The 22,608-nt window shown below is 64.7% G+C and carries 22 protein-coding genes; 20 read left to right on the top strand and 2 right to left on the bottom strand.

Features of this window, described 5'->3' with window-relative positions; translation table 11 throughout:
* The first annotated feature begins 29 nt into the window (after positions 1-29).
* Positions 30-1,736, top strand: coding sequence for an AMP-binding protein (locus Q0687_RS01225; RefSeq protein WP_298871127.1), 1,707 nt, complete (start codon positions 30-32; stop codon positions 1,734-1,736).
* 196 nt (positions 1,737-1,932) lie between these two features.
* On the opposite strand, the gene Q0687_RS01230 is transcribed toward Q0687_RS01225, so the two are convergent.
* Positions 1,933-2,934, bottom strand: coding sequence for an adenosine kinase (locus Q0687_RS01230; protein ID WP_298871128.1), 1,002 nt, complete (start codon positions 2,932-2,934; stop codon positions 1,933-1,935).
* 124 nt (positions 2,935-3,058) lie between these two features.
* Here Q0687_RS01230 and murJ point away from each other — a divergent pair, with 124 nt between their 5' ends.
* From murJ to trmB, 15 genes are all read left to right on the top strand, one after another.
* Positions 3,059-4,591 (top strand): murein biosynthesis integral membrane protein MurJ, encoded by a 1,533-nt coding sequence (gene murJ, locus Q0687_RS01235; protein WP_298871129.1) that lies wholly within the window; start codon positions 3,059-3,061, stop codon positions 4,589-4,591.
* An 80-nt stretch (positions 4,592-4,671) separates the two neighbouring features.
* Entirely contained in the window at positions 4,672-5,724 is a 1,053-nt protein-coding gene (gene trpS, locus Q0687_RS01240) for a tryptophan--tRNA ligase (RefSeq protein WP_298871131.1), read from the top strand.
* A 192-nt stretch (positions 5,725-5,916) separates the two neighbouring features.
* The gene (locus tag Q0687_RS01245; protein WP_298871133.1) at positions 5,917-6,486 is read left to right on the top strand and encodes a NifU family protein; all 570 of its coding nucleotides are present in this window, start codon (positions 5,917-5,919) and stop codon (positions 6,484-6,486) included.
* A gap of 88 nt (positions 6,487-6,574) precedes the next feature.
* The gene (tsaB, locus tag Q0687_RS01250) at positions 6,575-7,267 is read left to right on the top strand and encodes a tRNA (adenosine(37)-N6)-threonylcarbamoyltransferase complex dimerization subunit type 1 TsaB (RefSeq protein ID WP_298871136.1); all 693 of its coding nucleotides are present in this window, start codon (positions 6,575-6,577) and stop codon (positions 7,265-7,267) included.
* Positions 7,264-7,749, top strand: coding sequence for a ribosomal protein S18-alanine N-acetyltransferase (gene rimI / locus Q0687_RS01255; protein WP_298871139.1), 486 nt, complete (start codon positions 7,264-7,266; stop codon positions 7,747-7,749). The genes tsaB and rimI overlap by 4 nt, the downstream gene beginning before the upstream one ends.
* 38 nt (positions 7,750-7,787) lie before the next feature.
* Positions 7,788-8,243 (top strand): Fur family transcriptional regulator, encoded by a 456-nt coding sequence (locus tag Q0687_RS01260; protein WP_298871141.1) that lies wholly within the window; start codon positions 7,788-7,790, stop codon positions 8,241-8,243.
* 5 nt (positions 8,244-8,248) lie between these two features.
* The gene (locus Q0687_RS01265; RefSeq protein WP_298871143.1) at positions 8,249-8,929 is read left to right on the top strand and encodes an HAD family hydrolase; all 681 of its coding nucleotides are present in this window, start codon (positions 8,249-8,251) and stop codon (positions 8,927-8,929) included.
* 183 nt (positions 8,930-9,112) lie between these two features.
* Positions 9,113-10,510: a tRNA (N6-isopentenyl adenosine(37)-C2)-methylthiotransferase MiaB gene (gene miaB / locus Q0687_RS01270; RefSeq protein ID WP_298871145.1), complete on the top strand. Its 1,398-nt coding sequence runs from the start codon at positions 9,113-9,115 to the stop codon at positions 10,508-10,510.
* Between the two features lie 64 nt (positions 10,511-10,574).
* Entirely contained in the window at positions 10,575-11,573 is a 999-nt protein-coding gene (locus Q0687_RS01275) for a PhoH family protein (protein WP_298871146.1), read from the top strand.
* Between the two features lie 60 nt (positions 11,574-11,633).
* On the top strand, positions 11,634-12,143 hold the full coding sequence (gene ybeY, locus Q0687_RS01280) for an rRNA maturation RNase YbeY (RefSeq protein WP_298871148.1): 510 nt from the start codon (positions 11,634-11,636) through the stop codon (positions 12,141-12,143).
* Between the two features lies 1 nt (position 12,144).
* Positions 12,145-13,263, top strand: coding sequence for a hemolysin family protein (locus Q0687_RS01285; protein ID WP_298871151.1), 1,119 nt, complete (start codon positions 12,145-12,147; stop codon positions 13,261-13,263).
* Positions 13,260-14,873 carry an apolipoprotein N-acyltransferase gene (gene lnt / locus Q0687_RS01290; protein WP_298871154.1) on the top strand — a complete coding sequence of 538 codons (1,614 nt, stop codon included), beginning with the start codon at positions 13,260-13,262 and terminating at the stop codon, positions 14,871-14,873. The genes Q0687_RS01285 and lnt overlap by 4 nt, the downstream gene beginning before the upstream one ends.
* Before the next feature lie 227 nt (positions 14,874-15,100).
* Entirely contained in the window at positions 15,101-15,514 is a 414-nt protein-coding gene (locus Q0687_RS01295) for a helix-turn-helix transcriptional regulator (RefSeq protein ID WP_057746952.1), read from the top strand.
* Positions 15,515-15,600: 86 nt separating this feature from the next.
* Positions 15,601-16,758: a M20 family metallopeptidase gene (locus tag Q0687_RS01300; protein ID WP_298871166.1), complete on the top strand. Its 1,158-nt coding sequence runs from the start codon at positions 15,601-15,603 to the stop codon at positions 16,756-16,758.
* Positions 16,755-17,468 (top strand): tRNA (guanosine(46)-N7)-methyltransferase TrmB, encoded by a 714-nt coding sequence (gene trmB / locus Q0687_RS01305; RefSeq protein WP_298871169.1) that lies wholly within the window; start codon positions 16,755-16,757, stop codon positions 17,466-17,468. Before Q0687_RS01300 ends, trmB begins: the two co-directional genes overlap by 4 nt.
* Before the next feature lie 129 nt (positions 17,469-17,597).
* On the opposite strand, the gene Q0687_RS01310 is transcribed toward trmB, so the two are convergent.
* Entirely contained in the window at positions 17,598-18,680 is a 1,083-nt protein-coding gene (locus tag Q0687_RS01310) for a DUF2336 domain-containing protein (RefSeq protein ID WP_298871170.1), read from the bottom strand.
* Positions 18,681-19,060: 380 nt separating this feature from the next.
* Here Q0687_RS01310 and rimP point away from each other — a divergent pair, with 380 nt between their 5' ends.
* The 4 genes from rimP to Q0687_RS01330 all read left to right on the top strand — a co-directional run.
* On the top strand, positions 19,061-19,816 hold the full coding sequence (gene rimP, locus Q0687_RS01315) for a ribosome maturation factor RimP (protein ID WP_298871172.1): 756 nt from the start codon (positions 19,061-19,063) through the stop codon (positions 19,814-19,816).
* Positions 19,817-19,818: 2 nt separating this feature from the next.
* On the top strand, positions 19,819-21,429 hold the full coding sequence (nusA, locus tag Q0687_RS01320; protein ID WP_298871176.1) for a transcription termination factor NusA: 1,611 nt from the start codon (positions 19,819-19,821) through the stop codon (positions 21,427-21,429).
* Between the two features lie 23 nt (positions 21,430-21,452).
* Entirely contained in the window at positions 21,453-22,136 is a 684-nt protein-coding gene (locus tag Q0687_RS01325; RefSeq protein WP_298871178.1) for an RNA-binding protein, read from the top strand.
* A 70-nt stretch (positions 22,137-22,206) separates the two neighbouring features.
* Positions 22,207-22,608 (top strand): translation initiation factor IF-2 associated domain-containing protein (locus Q0687_RS01330; protein ID WP_298871181.1); only part of this gene is annotated, 402 nt, incomplete at its 3' end.

Here is a 22,608-nt window from a genome sequence, read left to right on the forward strand (position 1 = left end):
CGAGGCGATAAGGTTTTGAGGAGACGAACTTGGCGAACGATCTTGCAGGCAAAGCCGACAGCTACGTATGCGGCATCTCGGATGCGCCGCTGCTCGGCGACACCATCGGTCGCAGCCTCGACCATGCGGTGCGGCGCTGGGGAAATCGCGAGGCGCTGGTCTCGCCCAGCCATGGCGTCCGGTGGACCTGGACGGAATTCGCCGAACGCGTCGATGCGCTTGCCGCGGGCTTTCTCGCTCTCGGCCTCGAACGCGGTGAGCGGATCGGCATCTGGTCGCTGAACCGGCCGGAATGGACGCTGACCCAGTTCGCCGCTGCCAAGGCGGGCCTGATCCTGGTGACCATCAATCCCGCCTACCGGCTCAGCGAGCTGGAATTCGCGCTGAAGAAGGTCGGCTGTGCGGCGATCGTGACCGCGACGGCGTTCAAGACCAGCCAGTACATGGAGATGCTCAACACGCTGCTGCCGGAGCTGACGAACGCTACACCGGGCAAGCTACACGCGGCGCGGCTGCCGGCCTTGCGGATCGTGATCCAGATCGGCGGTCCCTTGGCGCCGGGCACGATCCCCTTCGAAGAAGTCGCGCGCATGGGCGGGCCTGCGCACCGCGAGCAGCTTGCCGCGCTCGGCGCGGCACTGCAGTTCGACGACCCCGTCAACATCCAGTTCACCAGCGGCACGACCGGCTCGCCCAAGGGCGTGACGCTGACGCACCACAATATCCTCAACAACGGCTATTTCACCGGGCGCGCGATGCGGCTGACGCAATCCGATCGCATCTGCATCCCCGTGCCGCTCTACCATTGCTTCGGCATGGTGATGGGCAACCTCGCCTCCGTCACGCTCGGCGCGACCATGGTCTATCCGGGCGAGGGATTCGATCCGCTGGCGACGCTGCGCGCGATCGAGCAGGAGAAGTGCACGACGCTGTACGGTGTGCCGACTATGTTCATCGCGGAGCTCGATCACCCCGAATTCAAGAATTTCGACCTGACATCGCTGCGCACCGGCATCATGGCCGGCGCGCCCTGCCCGATCGAGGTGATGAAGCGCGTCAACACCGAGATGAACATGCGCGAGGTCACCATCGCCTATGGCATGACCGAAACCAGTCCGGTGAGCTTCCAGAGCGCGACGGACGATCCGCTGGAGCGGCGCGTCTCCACCGTCGGGCGGATCCATCCGCATGTCGAGGTGAAGGTCGTCGATCTCGAAGGCAAGATCGTCAAGCGCGGCGAACGCGGCGAGCTCTGCACCCGCGGCTACAGCGTTATGCTGGGTTACTGGGAGGAGAAGGAAAAGACCGGCGAGGTGCTCGATGCCGCCGGCTGGATGCACACCGGCGATCTCGCCACCATCGACGACGAAGGTTATTGCAACATCGTCGGCCGCATCAAGGATCTGGTGATCCGCGGCGGCGAGAACCTCTATCCGCGCGAGATCGAGGAGTTTCTATATCGCCATCCCAAGATCCAGGACGTGCAGATCTTTGGTGTGGCCGACAGCCGCTACGGCGAGGAGCTCTGCGCCTGGATCCGCGTCAGATCAGGCGAGACGCTGACCGCCGAAGACGTCCGCGCCTTCTGCGACGGCCAGATCGCCCACAACAAGATCCCGCGCTATGTCGAGTTCGTCGACGAATTCCCGATGACCGTGACGGGAAAGATCCAGAAATTCGTGATGCGGGATGCGGTGGAGCAGCGGCTGGGGCTGAAGGCTGCGAAGACGGCGTGAGAAGCTTTGCGCTTCCGCCCCAACAACACTGTCATTCCCCGCGAAAGCGGGGAATCCAGTACGCCGCGGCTTCTCGATTAAACCAATGACGTCTCTGGAATACTGGATCGCCCGCCCCAGTGCGCAATTGCGTACAAGGCGGGCGATGACAGTTGTGAATGACGCGCGCACCTGCCTCGCGCCGACGACAGCGGAGTTAAACCGTCATTCCGCGCTGCTGGGCCAATTCCTTCAGCGACACCTGAGGCCGCGCGCCGATGTGCTGGATCACTTCGGCGGCCGCGAGCGCGCCGAGCTCGCCGCACTGCTTGTGCGAGAGGTCGCGCGAGAGGCCGTAGAGGAAGCCGGCGGCGAACAGGTCACCGGCACCGGTGGTGTCGACCAGCTGCGTGATCGGCGAAGCCGGCGCTGCGACGGCATCCGTCGGCGTCACCACCACGCAGCCCTTCTCGCTGCGGGTGACCACGCCGAGCTTGACGTCGTTGCGCAGCTGCTTCAGCGCGGTGTCGAAGTCGGAGGTCTCATAGAGCGAGTGCAATTCGGACTCGTTGGCGAACACGATGTCGGCAGTGCCGTTGCGCATCAGCCCCAGGAATTCATCGCGGTAGCGGCCGACGCAGAAGGAGTCCGACAATGTCAGCGCAACCTTGCGGCCGGCCTCGTGGGCAATCTTGGAGGCTTTCAGGAAGGCCTCCTTGGCGCCCGGCGGATCCCAGAGATAGCCTTCGAGATAGACGATCTTGGCGGCCGCGATCTCGGCCGGATCGATATCGGCAGGCGTCAGGTCCTGCGCCGCGCCCAGATAAGTGTTCATGGTGCGCTCGCCATCGCCGGTGACGAGGATGTAGGAGCAGCCGGTGGCGGGGCCTTCCTTCGCAGGCGGCGTGTTGAAGGCAACGCCTGAAGCGCGGATGTCGTGGACATAGAGCTTGCCGATCTGGTCGTCCTTGACCTTGCCGACATAAGCGGCGCGCGCGCCCAGGCTGCCGATGCCGACAATGGTGTTCGCGGCGGATCCCCCCGAGACTTCCGTCGCCGGGCCCATGTCGGCGTAAATGGCGGTGGCACGCGCCTCATCGATCAGCGACATGCTGCCCTTGGTCATGCCGTGCTTGACCAAAAAGGCTTCGTCGGTCCGGACCAGCACGTCGAACAGCGCGTTGCCGATGCCGAGAACGTCATATTTCACGTCAGCCATTCACCTTGATCCTGTTTGCCGGATTGCGGACCTTAAGGAAATCCGCTTCCTGTGGGCTTGAAATCTGGCCCGCGGCCTATCACGACAGGGCCGCTACGGGCAAGCAACGGTATTACCAGAGAGCATGATCCGCTCCTTCCTGACCGTCTCGACGGGAACACTGGCCTCGCGCCTGCTCGGCTTTGCGCGCGATTCCCTGATCGCGGCGCTGCTCGGCACCGGCGCCGTTGCGGATGCGTTTCTGGCCGCTTTCCAGCTCGTCAACGTGGTGCGGCGGCTGCTCAGCGAAGGGGCACTCAATGCCGCCCTGATCCCGGCCTGGCTGCGCGTCCGCGAGCGCGACGGCGAGCAGGCCGCCTCCGCCTTTGCCGGGCGCGTGCTCGGCACGGTCAGCGCATCCCTGATCGTGATCTCGATCGGCATTGCGCTGCTAATGCCGCTGATCATCATGATCATCGCACCGGGCTTCGTCGGAAGCGCCACGCTCGATCTCGCGGTCCAGAACGCGCGGCTGATGCTGCCTTATCTCGCCTTTGCGGGCCCGGTCACGGTGCTGATGGGGCTGTTGAACGCGCAAGGAAAATTTGCGCTCACGGCGTTCTCGCCGCTGCTGTTCAACATCGCTCTGATTGCGGCCATCGCCGCACTGCTGGTGGGGCACGCCGATGCCGCGCTCGCCGCATGGATGCTGGCGGCGACCGTGGGCATCGCCGGCCTGCTGCAACTGGTGATGCTGGGCTCGCAGCGAAGCGCGCGCCTGGCGACGCCGCTGCGCGCAAGCTTCGACAAGGAGATGCGCGGCTTCTTCGCCAAAGCCATTCCCGGCATGATCGCAAGCTCGGGCCCGCAATGGCTGATGGTCGCAGGCGCGATCATCGCCTCGGCGACGCCGTCGGCCGTGTCCTGGCTCTATTTCGCCAACCGCCTGATCGAGCTGCCGCTCGGCATTGTCGGCGTCGCCATGGGCACGGTGCTGGTGCCGGAATTGACGCGCGCCGTTCGCAGCGGCGAGCGCGACGCCGTGGCGCGCGCCGAATCGCGCGCGCTGGAACTTGCGACCGGACTCGCGCTGCCGGCCACGCTCGGCCTTGCCGTGTTGGCAGAACCGATCGTGCGGCTGCTGTTCGAACATGGCGCCTTCGGCGCGGAGGACAGTCTGGCGACTGCGCATGCGCTGATGTGGCTGGCGCTGGGCCTGCCGGCGCATGTGCTGATCAAGGCGCTGTCGCCGGCCTACTATGCCCGCAGCGACACGATGACGCCGCTGCTTGCAACGGCGAAAGGCCTTGTGGTCGCAATCGCCCTCGCCGTCCTGCTTGGGCATGTCTTCGGCGCGAGCGGGATCGCGGCGAGCATCGCGGCCGGCGCCTGGAGCAGTGCCGTCTCGCTCCTCCGGAAAGGCACCAGCGAATTCGGCTTCTCGATCGATAAAGCCGCCCGCAAGCGCCTGCCGCGAATCATGCTCGCCGCAGCCGCCATGGGCGCCCTGCTCTGGCTGACCAAGGGTCTAACACCATCGGACGCCCATGGCCTCGTCCGATTCATCGTGCTGGGCCTTCAGATCGCGGCCGGGATCGCCGTCTATGGGGCGCTCCTGCAAATCCTCGGCGTGGCCTCCTGGCGCGAGGCGGCTGCCGCCCTGAAGCGGCCCGCCTAGCGAATTGCCCTTGACGGGGCAGCGCCGCTGTTGGAAACGACAGCCGACCACCTATGGGAAGGCGTGCAGGAAGACTAACCATGCCATTCGTTGAACGGGTTTTTTCGGGCGTCCAGCCGACGGGCAATCTACACCTCGGCAATTACCTCGGCGCGATCGTCAACTTCGTGAAGATGCAGCAAACCCACAACTGCATCTATTGCGTCGTCGACATGCACGCGATCACGCAAGGCCTGGATGTCTGGGGCGGCCCGGTCGAGCTCGCCCGCAACACCCGCGAGGTGACCGCGGCGTTCATCGCCGCCGGCATCGATCCGAAGAAGCACATTGTGTTCAACCAGAGCCAGGTCTCCGGCCATGCCGAGCTTGCCTGGATCTTCAACTGCGTCGCGCGCATGGGCTGGCTCGGCCGCATGACCCAGTTCAAGGAGAAGGCCGGCAAGGACCGCGAGAATGCCTCGGTCGGTCTGTTCGACTATCCCGTGCTGATGGCCGCCGACATCCTGCTCTACCGCGCCACCCATGTTCCCGTCGGCGAGGACCAGAAGCAGCATCTCGAGCTCTCGCGCGACATCGCGCAGAAGTTCAACAATGATTTCGGCGATTCCATTCGTGCGCAGGGCACCAATGACGGCCTGTTCTTCCCGCTGCCCGAACCCTTCATCACGGGGCCGGCGACGCGGGTGATGAGCTTGCGCGACGGCACCAAGAAGATGTCGAAGTCGGATGCGTCGGACAATTCGCGCATCAACCTCACCGACGACGCAGACACCATCGCGCAGAAGATCCGCAAGGCGAAGACCGATCCGGAGCCGCTGCCGAGTGAAGAGAAGGGCCTGGAAGCGCGCCCTGAGGCCGACAATCTCGTCGGCATTTTCGCCGCGCTCTCGGACCGCTCCAAGGCCGATGTGCTCAGGGAGTTCGGCGGCGGCCAGTTCTCCAGCTTCAAGAATGCGCTGGCGGAGCTGTGCGTGACAAAACTCGCGCCGATCGCCGGCGAGATGAAGCGTCTGGTTGCGGACCCCGGCCACATCGACGCCATCCTGAACGATGGCTCCGACCGGGCTCGCGCCATCGCCGAGGCGACCATGAACCTCTCCAAGGATATCGTCGGCTTCATCCGCCGGCGCTGAAGTCGCTTGGCGACACAAGGCGTGGATGGCCGGGACAAGCCCGGCTATGACGCTGCAATATTTTTCTGCCTACTAACCCGCTGAAATAACAGCGAAACGGCCTTCCGTGCCCTTGATCGTGCGTTCTCCGTCGCCATCTGCTAGGGAAGAAGGCACGCGCCGGCCTTGAACCGGCGACGTCTGGAGAAAACCATGTTCATTCAAACCGAAGCCACCCCCAATCCCGCTACGCTGAAGTTCATTCCGGGCCGCGTCGTGTCCGACGGCAATCCCATGGAATTTGCGAGCCGCCAAGCCGCAACGCGCTCGCCGCTTGCCGAGAAGCTGTTCGAAGTGCCCGGCGTCACCGGCGTGTTCTACGGATCGGATTTCATCACCGTCACCAAGGCTGATGGTGAATGGCAGCAGCTCAAGCCCGCGATCCTGGGCGCCATCATGGAGCACTACATGTCCGGCGCGCCGCTGCTCGCCGGCGGCGAAGCGCAGGGCGATATCGATCTCGACGACGAGGACGAGTTCTTCGACGAGGCCGATGCCGAGACGGTCGACATGATCAAGGATCTGATCGAGACGCGCGTTCGGCCGGCGGTCGCCAATGACGGCGGCGACATCACGTTCCGCGGCTTCAAGGACGGGATCGTCTACCTCAACATGAAGGGCGCCTGCTCGGGCTGCCCGTCATCGACCGCGACGCTGCAGCACGGCATCCAGAATTTGCTGAAGCACTTCGTGCCCGACGTGGTCGAAGTCCGGCCGATGTGAGCCTTGCGCGAATGGTGAGTAGCGAATGGCGAATGGAACCGTTATCGGCTAGACTGTTCGCCGTTCGCCACTGGCCATTCGCTTTTTCATGCTGATCCTTGCCATCGATACCGCGCTGGAAGCGTGCGCGGCCGCCGTGCTCGACACCGACGCCGGCGAGCTGCTTGCGCAGGAGCGGCAGCTCATGAAGCGCGGCCACGCCGAGGCCTTGATGCCGATGATCGCGCGCGTCATGCAGTCGGCCGATCTCGCATTCACGGCGCTCGACCGCATCGCTGTGACGGTCGGCCCCGGCAGCTTCACCGGCTTGCGCGTCGGCATTTCGGCGGCACGCGGTCTTGCGCTCGCAGCCAAGCGGCCGGCGGTCGGGCTGACGACCTTGTCGGCCTATGCAGCCCCCATCGTTGGCCGGAGCGGTTCGGCGCCGGTGATCTCGGCGATCGATGCGCGGCATGACCACGTCTATTTCCAGATCGTCGCCGGCGACGGCAGCCAATTGGTGCGGCCGGGCATTGCTCTGATCGACGAGGTGATCGCGGCCTCGCAATTCGGCGCGCCGCATCTGGTCGGCAATGCCGCCAGGATTCTTGCCGAGCGCTGGCCGGCGGATGGCCCGCAACCCGTCGCAGTCGATGCGCAGCCCGCGCCCGACATCAGCTGGGTGGCATGGCTCGGCGCAGCGGCAAATCCCGACACGACCCCGGCGCGGCCGTTTTATTTGAAGGCGCCCGATGCAAAGCCGGCCGCGATGCCGCCGCTCGCTCAAGCCGCAACCTCATGATGAGATGGCTTTCGGAATGGTGGCGCGGCGGCACGGCCGCTGTCGAGCCGGCCTCCGTGCGCGACGCGGCGCGGCTGGCGCAGCTTCACGCTGCTTCCTTCGCACATGGCTGGGGCGAAGCGGAATTCGAGACCATGCTCCGTGAGAGCAACACGCTCGTGCATCGGTTGCGCCTTGGTCGCAAAATCATCGGCTTTGCAGTGTCGCGGATCGGGGCGGACGAAGCCGAAATCCTCTCGGTCGCCGTCGACCAGTCCCACCGCGGCCGCGGTCTCTCCCGCACCTTGCTGATGACCCATCTCGGTCACCTTGCAGGGCGCGGCGTGCGCACGATCTTTCTGGAGGTCGAGGAGAACAACCAGCCCGCACGACGCCTCTATGACAGAGCCGGATTCGTGGTGGTCGGGCGCCGCGAACGCTACTATAAGCAGGCGAACGGGGAACAATTGAACGCACTTCTGATGCGACGTGACTTGTCGTAATATTGATGGCAGAAAGCGCCCCGTCAGGCGGACACACTATGACCGGACTTAAACCTTCTTCGGCATCCAAGGCGACCGGCATCGAGGCGCGCTGTGCCGCCACCGGCATGCGCATGACCGAGCAGCGCCGCGTGATCGCGCGCGTGCTTGCGGAAGCGGCCGATCACCCCGACGTCGAGGAATTGTACCGGCGCTGTGTCGCCGTCGACGACAAGATCTCGATCTCGACCGTCTATCGCACCGTCAAGCTGTTCGAGGATGCCGGCATCATCGAGCGCCACGATTTTCGCGAGGGCCGCGCGCGCTACGAGACGATGCGCGACAGCCATCACGACCATCTCATCAACCTGCGCGACGGCAAGGTGATCGAGTTCACCTCCGAAGAGATCGAAAAGCTGCAGGCCGAGATCGCCCGCAAGCTCGGCTACAAGCTGGTCGATCACCGGCTCGAGCTCTATTGCGTCCCGCTCGACGACGACAAGCCGACGTCCTGACTCTCGTGCCAATAGATCTCATCATCTTCGATTGCGACGGCGTGCTCGTGGACAGCGAGGTGATCTCCTGTCAGGCCCATGCGAATGCGCTGACGCGCCACGGCTATCCGATCACCGCGGCGCAAGTGTCTGCGCGCTTCCTCGGCCGTGCGACGAAGCAAGCCAATCTCGAGATCGAGACCGAGCTCGGCCGCAAGCTGCCCGAGGCCTATCACGGCGATCTCCAGGACGAGCTGTTTCGCGCATTCGAAGCCGACCTCGAGGCGATCCGTGGCATCCACGATGTGCTCGACGTCGTCACGCAACGCGTCTGCGTCGCCTCGAGCGGCTCGCATCAGCGGATGCAGGTGAGTCTCGGAACCACGGGGCTCTATGAGCGCCTCGCACCACACATCTTCTCGTCCTCGCAAGTGACGAACGGCAAACCCGCACCGGACCTCTTCCTGTTCGCGGCCAAGGAAATGGGCGTGCCGCCCGAGCGCTGTGTCGTGATCGAGGACAGTCTGGCCGGCATTGCCGGAGCGCGAGCGGCCGGGATGAAAGTGTTCGGCTTTTACGGTGGCAGCCATTGCGGGGCCGGCCATGCCGAGACCCTGCGCCAGGCAGGCGCCGACGTGACCTTTGCCGACATGCACCAATTGCCGGAGTTGGTCCGACGGGTCGCCGCGGACGCCCTGGCGGGCTAGCTCCGCACCCGTCATTCCGGGGCGATGCGCAGCATTGAACCCGGAATCTCGGGCCAAAACCTCGGGATTCCGGGTTTGCCCGCTTGGCGGGCGCCTCTGAATGACCGCATCGGCCCCTATCGCTGGATTTTCGGCCTCCCAGCCTATATTTGAGGGCCGTCCTCCACCTCACCTCCGGGTTCCATGACGCCGCCGCGCAAGCTGCACATCAAATCATATGGCTGCCAGATGAACGTCTACGATGCCCAGCGCATGGTGGACACTCTGGCTCCGGAAGGATTCGTGGAGACGGCCAACGCCGAGGACGCCGACCTCGTCATCCTCAACACCTGCCACATCCGCGAGAAGGCCTCCGAAAAGGTCTATTCCGAGCTCGGTCGGCTGCGCGTCGCCAAGGACGAAGCCGCACGCGAGGGCCGCGCCATGCAGATCGCGGTGGCCGGCTGCGTCGCGCAGGCCGAGGGCGAGGAGATCGTCCGCCGCGCGCCCACCGTCGACGTCGTGGTCGGACCGCAGAGCTATCATCACCTGCCCGCCCTGCTGAAGCGCGCCGGCAACGAAGGCCGCGCGATCGAGACCGAGTTTCCGGCCGCCGACAAGTTCGGCTTCCTGGCCCAGCCGAAGCCCGACGCGATCCGCGCACGCGGCATTTCCGCTTTTGTCACGGTGCAGGAAGGCTGCGACAAGTTTTGCACCTTCTGCGTCGTACCCTATACGCGCGGCGCCGAAGTCTCGCGCCCCGTGGCGAAGATCGTCGACGACGTCAAACGGCTCACCGAGAACGGCGTGCGCGAGCTCACGCTGATCGGGCAGAACGTCAACGCCTATCATGGCGAGGGACCCGACGGAAAAATCTGGGGCCTGGGCCGATTGCTCGAGCATCTGGCAACCATCCCCGGCATCGCCCGGCTGCGTTACTCGACCAGCCACCCCCGCGATGTCGATGACAGTTTGATTGCAGCCCATCGCGATCTCGATGCCTTGATGCCGTTCGTGCACCTGCCGGTGCAGTCGGGCTCGGACCGGATTCTCGCCGCCATGAACCGGAAACATACCGCCGATGATTATCGAGAAGTCATCGACCGTTTCCGCACCGCGCGGCAAGACATTGCTTTTTCATCAGATTTTATCGTCGGCTTCCCCGGTGAGACCGAGCAGGATTTTCTCGCGACCCTCGCGCTTGTCACGCAAATCGGCTACGCTGCGGCGTATTCGTTCAAATACTCCGCCCGGCCGGGAACGCCGGCCGCGGATATGCAGGAGACGGTGTCCCCCGCCGAGATGGACCAGCGATTGGAGCGGCTCCAGGAACTGATCGACAGCCAGCAATCGGCCTTCAACAAGGCTGCGATTGGCTCAACGGTCGACGTGCTGTTCGAGCGTCCGGCGCGCAAGGATGGCCAGGTCGTCGGCCGCACCGCGTTCCTCCAGCCTGCACATGTGATGGCCTCGCCCGACATCATCGGCAAAATCCTGCCGGTCAGAATCGACAGCCTCGAGCGCTACAGTTTCCTCGGCGAGCTTGCCGCGCCACGCGATGCGCGCGAGCCCGTTTTATCATCCATCGCCAGCGGAGCCTGAACCCTTGCCAAAAAGCGCATCGGATTCGTCTTCTATCGCTCCCAGCCGCAAATTTGACCGCGACATGCAAGTTCCGCCAGAGACCCAGGTCGTCATCGACTTCGACGACAACCGCGCCGCATCCGCGCTCGTCGGCCCCTACGGCCAGAACCTGGCGCAGATCGAGCGCCGGCTCGGCGTCGTCGTGGATTCCAAGGGCAACCACATCACCATCGGCGGCACCCGGGACGGCTGCGACGCCGCGCGCCGCGTGCTGGAAACGCTCTACGCCCACGCCGTCAAGGGCCAAGATGTCGATCAGGGCGAGGTCGAAGGCGCCATCCGCGCCGTGATCGCGCAAGGCTCGCTGTTCGAGTTCGACGCCAAATCGGCGAAGTCCAGCTTTGACAGCATCAATTTGCGCAAGCGCCCGGTGCGCGCCCGCACCGCCGCGCAAGACTCCTACATCCGCGCGCTGAAGCGCCATGAGCTCGTGTTCGGCATCGGCCCCGCCGGCACCGGCAAGACCTGGCTCGCGGTCGCGCACGCTGCGCAATTGTTCGAGCGCAAGGAAGTCGACAAGATCATCCTGTCGCGTCCGGCGGTGGAAGCCGGCGAGCGGCTCGGCTTCCTGCCCGGCGATCTCCGCGAGAAGGTCGATCCCTATCTGCGCCCGATCTACGACGCGCTCTATGATCTGATGGACGCGCGCATCGTCGAGCGGGCGCTGCAGACCGGCGAGATCGAGATCGCGCCGCTCGCCTTCATGCGCGGCCGCACACTGACCAACGCCGCCATCATCCTCGACGAAGCCCAGAACACCACATCGATGCAGATGAAGATGTTCCTGACGCGTTTGGGCGAGAACAGCCGCATGATCGTTACGGGCGATCCCTCGCAGATCGATTTGCCGAACGGCCAGACCTCGGGTCTCGCCGAGGCGACGCGTCTATTGGATGGCGTCGAAGGCATTGCGCAAGTTCATTTCAAAGCCGAGGACGTGATCCGCCACGAGCTCGTGGCACGAATCGTCGCCGCCTATGAAGGGGCGCCGCAGCGGCCGCCCGCCGCCAACAAATCCTGACGAGACAACAGCGGGACCACACAGGCGCTGACAGAGCGCCCGATCGTTCCGAACAAAGCCATGTCACATCCCAACCTTCCCATCACCGAGGTCCTTGTCGTTGCCGATTGCTGGCGAGGCGAGCCTGACGCCGAGGCCGTGATCCAGCGCGCCGTTGCAGCCGCCGCCGAATCCGTCGACGAGGACGTCGCGGATGCGGAAGTGGCCGTGATGCTGACCGATGATGCCGGCATCCGCACCCTCAACAGCAACTGGCGCGGCATGGACAAGCCGACCAACGTGCTGTCGTTTCCCGCGCTGCAGCCCGAAGGCGAGTGGAAGGTGGGCGACGCGCCGCGCATGCTCGGCGACATCGCAATCGCCTTTGAAACCATGCGGCGCGAGGCGGACGAGGAACACAAGCCGTTCGATCATCATTTGAGCCATCTTGCAGTGCATGGTTTCCTGCACCTGATCGGTTACGATCACGAGAACGACGGCGACGCGGAAGAAATGGAAGCACTCGAAACCGAGATCCTGGCTCATCTCGGCATCCCCGATCCCTACGCAGACCGCGCGGGGACGCACTGAGATGCCGGACTCGGAGCCTATTCACGACAATCCGCGCAACACGGCCAATCTGCCTGTTGTGGTGACGCCGGGTGAGGTCATGCGCCCGACCGCGGAAGGCTGGCTGCTGCGTGCCATCCGCACGCTGTTCGGCTGGAAGGCCGGATCGGTACGCGACGATCTCCAGGTCGTGCTCAATGCGACGACGCCCGACGACACCGGCTTCTCCGCAGTCGAGCGCACCATGCTGCGCAACATCCTCGGCCTGCACGAGCGCCGCATCGCCGACGTCATGGTGCATCGCGCCGACATCATCGCGGTGAGGCGCGACATTCCGCTCGGCGAGTTGATGGACCGTTTCGAGCGCGCCGGCCATTCGCGCCTCGTGGTCTACAACGAGACGCTCGACGATCCCGTCGGCATCGTCCACATCCGCGATCTGCTCGCCTTCATGACCGCGCGGGCGCGGGTGTCGGAAGCCACCAAGACCAAGCGCAAGAAGCCGCTGCCGGCCGGGCTCGATTTGAAGGCCGTGGACCTCGCGCTGCCATTGCAGGACGCACGCATCATCCGCAAACTGCTCTATGTGCCGCCGTCGATGCGCGCGATCGACCTGCTGGCGCAGATGCAGGCGACGCGCATCCACCTGGCCCTCGTCGTCGACGAATATGGCGGCAGCGACGGACTCGTGTCACTCGAGGACATCGTCGAGCAGATCGTCGGCGAGATCGACGACGAGCATGACAGCGACGAGCCGCCGTCGATCGTGCGGCTGCCCGACAACGCCTTCATCGCCGACGCCCGCGCCAGCCTCGACGATGTGCGCAACGTCATCGGCGCGGACTTCGTCACCGGCGAGGCCGGCGAGGAAGTGGAGACGCTGGGCGGCTATCTCGTCAGCTTCGTCGGACGCCTACCGGTGCGCGGCGAGGTGATCTCCGGTCCCGGCAATTACGAGGTCGAGGTGCTCGATGCCGATCCGCGCCGCGTCAAGCGGCTGCGCATCTCGACCCGGAAGGAACGCCCGCCCCCGCGCACCCAGCGCGAGCGAAGCCGCCGCGAGGCCGCACCCGACAGCGGCCAGCCGCCCGCCGGCGACACGCCGACCACGCCGCCTGCCGACGGGACCGGCCCGCAGTGACCGCGTTCCAGCGTTTCAAGCAGATTGCGCTTGCCATCATCCTGACCTGGGGATGGAAGCGCGCGCTCCTCGCGATGGCGTGCGGCGCGCTCTCGGTGCTGGCGCTCGCGCCGTTCAACTTCTTTCCGGTGCTGTTCATCACCTTTCCGGTGATGGTCTGGCTGATCGACGGCGCCGGCGCCGGACGCTATGGCGGCGTGCCTGCCGCGGCGCTGACCGGCTATTGGTTCGGGCTCGGCTATTTCGTCCCGGGCCTGTACTGGATCGGCATCGCCTTCTTCGTCGACGCCGACGTTTTCGCCTGGCTGACGCCGTTCGCCGTGCTGGGATTGCCGGCTTACCTCTCGATCTTCACCGCAATCGGCTTCGCGCTGGCCCGCCTGCTCTGGACCAAGGATGCCACCCGCATTCTCGCGCTCGCCGCAAGCCTCACGATCGGCGAATGGCTGCGCGGGCACACGCTCACGGGCTTTCCCTGGAATGCTTTCGGCTATGCGCTGTCGGAGCCGCTGGCGCTGGCGCAGACAGCCTCGCTGATCGGCCAATGGGGCATGACGTTCCTCACGGTCGCGATCTTCGCAAGCCCCGCAGTGCTGATCGACCGAACGCGCGACCGCAAGCCGGCATGGCGCGTGCCGGCTGCGGCGCTCGCGCTGCTGGTCGTCATGGGCATCTTCGGCGCGATCCGCATGTCGCTGCATCCGACCACGATGGTTGCAGGTGCCAAGCTGCGCCTGATGCAGCCGAACCTGCAGCAGGACCTGAAGTTCAACTACTCCGCCAAGGCGGAGGTGATGAAGAAATATTTGGCGCTGTCGGACCGCGCTTCCGGACCGCAAGCGACCGGCGTGAGCGCTGCCACCATCCTGATCTGGCCGGAATCGGCCTTTCCGTTCTTCCTGACGCGCGAAGCCGACGCGATGGCGCAAATCTCCGAGCTGCTGCCCAAGGGCACGGTGCTCATCACCGGCTCGGTCCGTGCGCCCGATCTGCCACCGGGCACACCGATCACGCGGGCCTACAATTCGATCTATGTGATCGACCACGACGGCAGCGTGCTCGCCGTCTACGACAAGTTGCACCTCGTTCCGTTCGGCGAATATCTTCCGTACCAGAACATCATGGAGAAGCTCGGCTTCGAACAACTGACGCGCATGCGCGGCGGCTTCATTCCCGGTACGGTGCGCCACGTGTTGCCGGTCCCGAGTGCACCGCCCGCGCTGCCGCTGATCTGCTACGAGGCCATCTTCCCCGGCGAAATCGGCACGCGCGACGAACGCCCGGGCTGGATGGTGAACCTCACCAATGACGGCTGGTTCGGCATTTCGACCGGTCCGTACCAGCATCTTGAGCAGGCGCGGATGCGCGCCATCGAGCTTGGACTACCGCTGGTCCGCTCGGCCAATACCGGCATCTCGGCCGTGATCGATCCGGTCGGACGCACGGTAGCCAGCCTCGGCCTCGGGATCGAAGGCATTTTGGATGCAAATCTGCCGACCGCAATCCCGCCCACCATTTATGCGAGAGTCGGTGACATTCCCGCAGCCATGCTCGTCGCACTGGCTGTGATTTTGGCGGTGCGGCGTCGGGTTGCCAAACGGCACCCCTGATTGCCCTCGCTAGCGATTTCCGGCAGGCAGCCGGGAATCCTTTGACAACCGTGGTCCCACGGTTGACAGACTGCACGCCGGCTCCCCATTCTGCACCGGCTGCAAAAGACAGCGGTGCATTGCTAAATTTCTCCGCAATGTTTCCCCAATCAGAGTGAAGTTTGACGTCGCTGTCACCTGAGGCAATCTTTCATTGCGCCGACGGTGGTGTTTGGAGGGCTGAGGAAATGTCGAAAGCGCCCAACCCTGTTGACAAATATGTCGGCAGTCGCGTGCGCATGCGCCGCATCATGTTGGGCATGAGTCAGGAAAAGCTCGGTGAAGCTTTGGGCCTGACTTTCCAGCAGATCCAGAAATACGAGAAGGGCACGAACCGGGTCGGCGCGAGCCGTATCCAGCAGATTGCAGAGATTCTGCAGGTGCCGGTGTCGTTCCTGTTCGAAGGCGGACCGAGCGGCGTAGCCGGCCCCGACGGCTTCGCCGAAGGCGCATCGCCCTCCTATGTCTCGGACTTCCTCGCGACATCGGAAGGGCTCGCCTTGACCAAGGCGTTCACCCGAATCACCGATTCGAAGCTGCGCCGTTCGATCGTCGATCTCGTCGAGCAGATCGCCGCCCGCGAAGGCCCGGACAAGCGCTGAGGCGCTTTTTCATTCCGATTTGAGACTGCGGCAAATCTGGCCTATGTCGTCATTTGCGGACCGCGCCTTGCGCTGCCTCCGCGCAAATGATGCGATTCGAGGGCACAGATACGTCCATGGCGAACTCCAATTCGTTCGATTCCCAAACTATCCTCGCTGGTATCCGCCGCTGGGTGGAAATCGAGACGCCGACGGAAGTGCCCGAACAGGTCAACAAGCTGACCTCGATGGTTGCCGACCATTATCGCGATCTGCCTGTGACGCTCGAGCGCGTCGCCGGTGTCGATGGCTGCGGTGACCATCTGGCGGTGCGTTCAACCTGGGGCCAGGACCGGCCCGGTATCCTGGTGCTCAGCCATCTCGATACCGTGCATCCCATGGGCTTCATCGCGCGGCTGCCATTCAAGGTCGACGGCGATAGCGCGTTCGGTCCTGGCATCTACGACATGAAGGGCGGTGCCTACATCGCCTATCACGCCTTTCGCGAGCTGTGCGCTGCACCTACACGGCCGCCGCTCGGCATCACCCATCTGTTCACATCAGACGAAGAGATCGGCAGCCCAACTTCGCGTGCGCTGATTGAGAACGAGGGGCGCAAGGCCAAATACGTGCTGGTAACGGAACCGGCGCGCGACGGCGGCAAGATTGTCACCGGACGCAAGGGCGTCGGGCGCTTCCAGGTGTTCATCAAGGGCGTGCCCGCACATGCCGGCTCGCGACCCGAAGACGGCCGCAGTGCCGTGCGCGAGCTCGCCAACGTCATCCAGACACTGGAAGGGATGACCGATCTGAAGCGCGGCGTCACCGTCAATGTCGGCGTGGTGCGCGGCGGCACGCGTCCCAACGTCACGCCGGAGGAAGCCTATGCCGAAGTCGATCTGCGCGTGCCCGCTATCGCCGACGCGGACGAGTTCGTCGGCAAAATCCTCGGACTGACGTCGAAGACCGACGGCGTGACCGTGACCGTCACCGGCGAGCTCAATCGCCCGCCCTACGAGAAGGGCAACGCCGGCGCCTCGCTCTACGAGCATGCCAGATCGCTCGCCACTGAGCTTGGTTTCGAGTTGATCGACACCCACACCGGTGGCGGCTCGGACGGCAATTTCACGGCGCCTTACACCGGCACGCTCGACGGGCTCGGCGTCGACGGCAAGGGCGCGCACACGCACTATGAGCAGCTCTACGTCTCCTCGCTCGAGCCGCGCGCGCGGCTGCTCTATCGGCTGTACCAGACGCTGCGATGAGCGAACGCAAATCAGATCCCGATCGCGCGGACGGCGAGCGCGCCTTCTTCGGACGGCGCAAGGGTCACAAGCTCAGGCAGCACCAAGCCGATCTCGTCGATCATCTTTTGCCGCATCTGTCGCTCGACATCACTGGCGAGAAGCCGGCGAACGCGAACGCGATCTTCGATCCCACGGCAGAGGATGTGCGGCTCGAGATCGGGTTCGGCGGCGGCGAGCATCTCGCCGCGGAAGCGCAGAACTTTCCGACGACCGGCTTCATCGGCTGCGAGCCTTACGTCAACGGCATGGCCAAGATCCTCGCGCAGATCGAAGCTGATAACATCGGCAACATCCGCCTGTTCGCGGGCGATGCCGCCGAGCTGCTGGCATGGCTGCCTGATGCCTCGCTGTCGCGGATTGATCTGATCCATCCCGATCCCTGGCCGAAGCGACGGCACTGGAAGCGGCGCTTCGTGCAGGACAGGACGATCGCTGCGATGGCGCGCGTGCTGAAGAGCGGCGGTGAATTCCGCTTCGTCTGCGATATCGACGATTACTGCGCCTGGACGCTGTCGCATCTGTCGCGCGCGCCGGATTTTCAATGGCTCGCGGAGCGCGCCGATGATTTCCGCCAGCCCTGGGCCGGCTACACCATGACGCGCTATGGACGAAAAGCCGCGCGCGAGGGACGCAAGGCGGCGTATTTGCGATTTAGACGGAGCGGTTAGCCGTCATTGCGAGGAGCTAGCGACAAAATTGCGAAGCAATTTTGCGCTGAAGCGACGAAGCAATCCAGACTGCTTGCTCGGAGAGATTCCTGGATTGCTTCGCTGCGCTCGCAATGACGAAGTGCGAAGCTAGATCGTCTGCCGGTTGCGCCAGAAATTCACGACGCGCTCGGCGGTCGATGGCATCAGGCGGGTGAAATTCATCCGCGCCTGCTCGAGATCGACATCGGCAGGCGCGCGTTGCGGCCCGTACCACATCAGGATCAGCGCACGCACCGTGGGCCAGCCGAGATTCAGGACGCGGCCGATGACCAGGATCGGATCATAGCGATCGCCCGAGATCAGGCGATCGAGCACCGAGAGCCTGACACCAGCCATCGCCGAGAGGGTCGCGACCGATTCCTCGTATTTGTGCGCCTTGGCGAAACCGAGCAGCGCGCTCTCGCCGAGATGACCGCCGCGATGCAGGCCAAGCACCGTGCGCTGCGCGGCGGAGAAATCGCGCCGCGGCCCCGGCGGCAGCGCGGCTTCCTCGATCGCGGCCATCGCACGCTTGATCTCGACCTGCCGTTCCGGATTGACCACGGTGGAAAGACGACGCCTGATGACGTCGAGCGTGCCGTCCAGAAGCTCCTTGAGGTGCTCGCCCGAGAGATCCGCGCGCTGGCCGATCTTGAGCGTCAGCACGCCGTCCTGGCTCGCGCGCTTGATCAGCTCCGAATAGCCGCCCGGCGAGAAATGCGCGCCGGCATTGCCGGCGGCGCGGCGCACCACGTCGCGGTCGCCGCGCTCGACCAGCACGTCGGTGACCTCGGTCGACAAAGTCGGCCGCTCCGTCATCGCCAGCAGATGGCCCTGGCCTTTCAGCCTGGCGATTTCGACAAGCGCGGCTTCATCGAGCACGGGCGAACGGCGCAGTACCGGGGCCGCCACCATGATCTCGTTTTCACGCGCAAGCTGGCTCACTAGATGACGCGGCGCATTGTCCAGCCGCGAGAAGCGCTCGGCGAGATCGATCCGCGCGGCAAGCTCGGCATGCGGGACGAGATCAATCAGGAGATTGTCGAAGAGATCGACGAGTTCAGGACGAAATTTCGAGGGGTCTTGAAAGAACAATGCGGCGATGGCGCTCGCGATCTCGCCGCGACGGCGGGGATCACCGCGTTTGACGATATCGTCCAGTCCTGGGATGAGCGACGTGGCAACGGTCATGAAAGGTAACTCGGATCTGGCACGCCGTGGGCGCGCCGTAGCTCAAGCCGCTCCACAATCAGGGAATTTAGGCCTGCTTCGTGAAGGAAGCGTTGCTCCCGGGGGCGCCTGTCGGCACTCCCGGGGCGCCGCCGAAAGGCGCAAAAAGCCCGCGCGGCCCTGCGATGGGCCTTGTCCGGGCTGGCGGAAAGGGCTATATCAGCGCCAATTCATCTTCTCATACGATCCGCGTAGTGAGAGTGGGCCCGAAAGGACCCGCTCTTTTTTATTACCTGAACGCGGCTCGGCGGAAGAATGCGGCCCGACGCAGTCGGGAAAGTTTCGAAGCGGGCTTTGACCTCTTAGCCAAGCGTTAACCATCGAGCGCCTTGACCCCTGATATGACCGGACCGACCACTGGTTCCACCGATGCCGAGTTGCTGGCCGAGCCGAGGCTCGTCGTCGAGCCGGGCGTCGCGGCACGGGTGTCTGCGGTCGCAGGGCCGGTGCTCGAGGGCATGGGCTATCGCCTGGTGCGGATCCGCATTTCCGGCGAGGCCGGTTGCACCGTGCAGATCATGGCCGAGCGGCCTGATGGCTCGATGCAGCTCGAGGATTGCGAGGCGATCTCGCGGGCGCTGTCGCCCGTGCTCGATGTCGCCGATCCCATCGACCGCGCCTATCGGCTGGAAATCTCCTCGCCGGGGATCGACCGTCCGCTGGTGCGCCGCTCCGATTTCGAACGCTATTCCGGCCATCTGGTGAAGGTCGAGATGGCCGTCGCTCATGAGGGTCGGAAGCGGTTCCGCGGCACGCTTGGAGCCGTCGAGGGCGATCGCGTGCATCTGCATCGTGACGACGCCAAGGCGAGCGACGATGCCGACGTGCTGCTGACGATGGAAGACATCGGCGAGGCCCGGCTGGTGCTGACCGATGAGCTGATCGCGGAATCCATGCGCCGCGGCAAGGCCGAGGAGCGCCAGATGCGCCGCGATCTCGGCATCGAGCCGCCTAAGGCGCCGCACGCCGAGATCAGCGCCAAGACCACCAAGAACACCAAGCCGCAAAAGAAGCCGGCCCCGACCAATACGAAGAAACATCGCCTTGCTGCCGAACGCGCGCGGCGCGGCGAGATCGAGCCTGACGAAGGAGACTAGCCATGGCAGTCAGCGCCAATCGACTTGAATTGCTCCAGATCGCCGACGCCGTCGCCCGCGAGAAATCGATCGATCGCGGCATCGTCATCGCGGCGATGGAAGATGCCATCGCCAAGGCCGCGCGCGCCCGTTACGGCAGCGAAACTGACGTTCACGCCGAGATCGACCCGAAGAAGGGCGAGCTGCGGCTGTCGCGCCACATGCTGGTGGTCGACAAGGTCGAAAACCATTCCAACCAGATTTCGCTGATCGACGCACAGCGCGCCAATCCGGGCGCCCAGGTCGGCGACACCATCGCAGACACGCTGCCGCCGCTCGAATATGGCCGCATCGCCGCGCAGTCAGCCAAGCAGGTGATCGTGCAGAAGGTGCGCGAGGCCGAGCGCGACCGGCAATATCAGGAATTCAAGGACCGCATCGGCGACATCGTCAACGGCGTCGTCAAGCGCGTCGAATATGGCAGCGTGATCGTCGATCTCGGCCGCGGTGAAGCGATCATCCGCCGCGACGAGATGCTGCCGCGCGAAGTGTTCCGCAACGGCGACCGCGTCCGCGCCTACATCTTCGACGTCCGCCGTGAGACGAGGGGCCCGCAGATATTCTTGTCCCGGACCCATCCGCAGTTCATGGCGAAGCTGTTCGCGCAGGAAGTGCCGGAAATTTACGACGGCATCGTCGAGATCAAGGCGGTCGCCCGCGATCCGGGCTCGCGCGCCAAAATCGGCGTGATTTCCCGCGATTCCTCGGTCGATCCGGTCGGCGCCTGCGTCGGTATGCGCGGCTCGCGCGTGCAGGCCGTGGTGAACGAGCTGCAGGGCGAGAAGATCGACATCATTCCATGGTCGCCCGATATCGCGACCTTCGTGGTCAACGCGCTGGCGCCAGCCGAAGTCTCCAAGGTCGTCATCGACGAAGACCGCGAGCGCATCGAGGTCGTGGTGCCCGACACCAATAACCAGCTCTCGCTGGCGATCGGCCGCCGTGGCCAGAACGTGCGCCTTGCCTCGCAGCTCACCGGCTGGGACATCGACATCCTGACCGAGCAGGAGGAATCCGAGCGCCGCCAGGCCGACTTCGAGAACTCCACGCGTGTCTTCATGGAATCGCTCAACGTCGACGAGGTTGTCGGCCAGCTGCTGGCGTCGGAAGGCTTCACCTCGGTCGAGGAACTCGCGATGGTGGACCTCAAGGAACTCGCCGGCATCGAGGGTTTCGACGAGGAGACCGCGCAGGAGCTGCAGAGCCGCGCCCGCGAATATCTCGATCAGCAGGAAGCCGAGATCGAGGCCCGCCGCAAGGAACTCGGCGTCGAGGACGCCGTGAAGGACGTGCCCGGCGTGACCTCGAAGATGCTGGTGAAGTTCGGCGAGAACGACATCAAGACGGTCGAGGACCTCGCCGGCTGCGCCACCGACGATCTGGTCGGCTGGACCGAGCGCAAGGAAGGCGGCGAGCAGACCAAGTTCGCCGGCGCGCTCGACGGCCTCGGCGTCTCCCGCGACGATGCCGAAGCCATGATCATGCAGGCCCGCGTCAAGGCCGGCTGGGTCACCGAGGCCGATCTTGCCAAGCCGGCCGAAGAGGCTGACGCGGCCGAAGATCAGCCGGCTTAAAGGCGCAGGAGGATGTCGCCCGGATGCTTGCCAGCACTGACAACGAACTTGACCATGGACCGCGGGCCGAAAGGTCCGCGACCATGCGCATGTGCGCGGTCAGCCGCGAGGTCCGGCCGATCGACGAGCTGATCCGCTTCGTCGTATCGCCGGGTGGCGATATAGTTCCTGATCTCAAACGCAAGCTGCCCGGACGCGGCATGTGGGTGACCGCCTCGCGCCAGGTGGTTGCGGAAGCCGTGCGGCGTCACCAATTTAGCAAAGCCTTCAAGCGCGAGCTGCGCACTCCCCAGACGCTTCCCGCCGACATCGAGGCGCTCCTGGTCCGGAGCGTGACGGAAGCCCTTGGGATTGCCGCCAAGGCGGGCCAGATCGTTGCCGGCTTCGGCAAGGTCGAAAGCGCCCTCAGGGAGGGCACGGTCGAGGTCCTGATCCACGCCAGCGACGGGGCCGCGGACGGAATCCGCAAATTGGACATGCTGGCACGGCAAAATGCCGGAAATCGCGGTGCCAAGCCGCAGATTCCCGTCATCACCGCCCTGAAATCGATAGAATTGGATTTGGCACTTACCCGGTCAAATGTGATACATGCTGCCCTGCTCGCGGGCCCGGCGAGCAAGTCATTCCTGTCACGTAGCCAGATGCTGGTCCGATACCGGATGGCGGACGCTGACAAGACTGCCGAAAAGCCCGGCCAGGATTTCTGAGAGACACGACGACCCGATAGGACGGTGCGGCAACGCACTACACTGAATAAATCAGGATTAGGACTGCTGAATGGTTGATACCAAGACCCCTGACGACAAGAAGCTGAGCGTTCCGAGCAAGACGCTATCGCTCAAGCCGCGCGTCGAAACGGGCACTGTCCGCCAGAGCTTCAGCCATGGCCGCAGCAAGCAGGTCGTGGTCGAGAAGCGCGGCAAGCGCCGCATCGACGGCAGCCCCGAACCGCAGGCTCCCACTGTCGTCGCAAAGCCGGCGCCGGCCGCGCCTGCGCCCACCCCGTCGCGCCCGACTCCGCCGCGCAATGCCGGCTCCGGCGTGGTGTTGCGTACGCTGACCGAGGACGAACGCTCCGCCCGCGCCAGCGCGCTGGCTGACGCCAAGGTGCGCGAAGTCGAAGAACGCCGCGTGGCCGAGGAAGAGGCCCAGCGCCGCGCTGTTCGCGAAGCCGCCGAA

It is taken from the genome of uncultured Bradyrhizobium sp. (assembly GCF_936928535.1).
Lineage (GTDB): Bacteria > Pseudomonadota > Alphaproteobacteria > Rhizobiales > Xanthobacteraceae > Bradyrhizobium.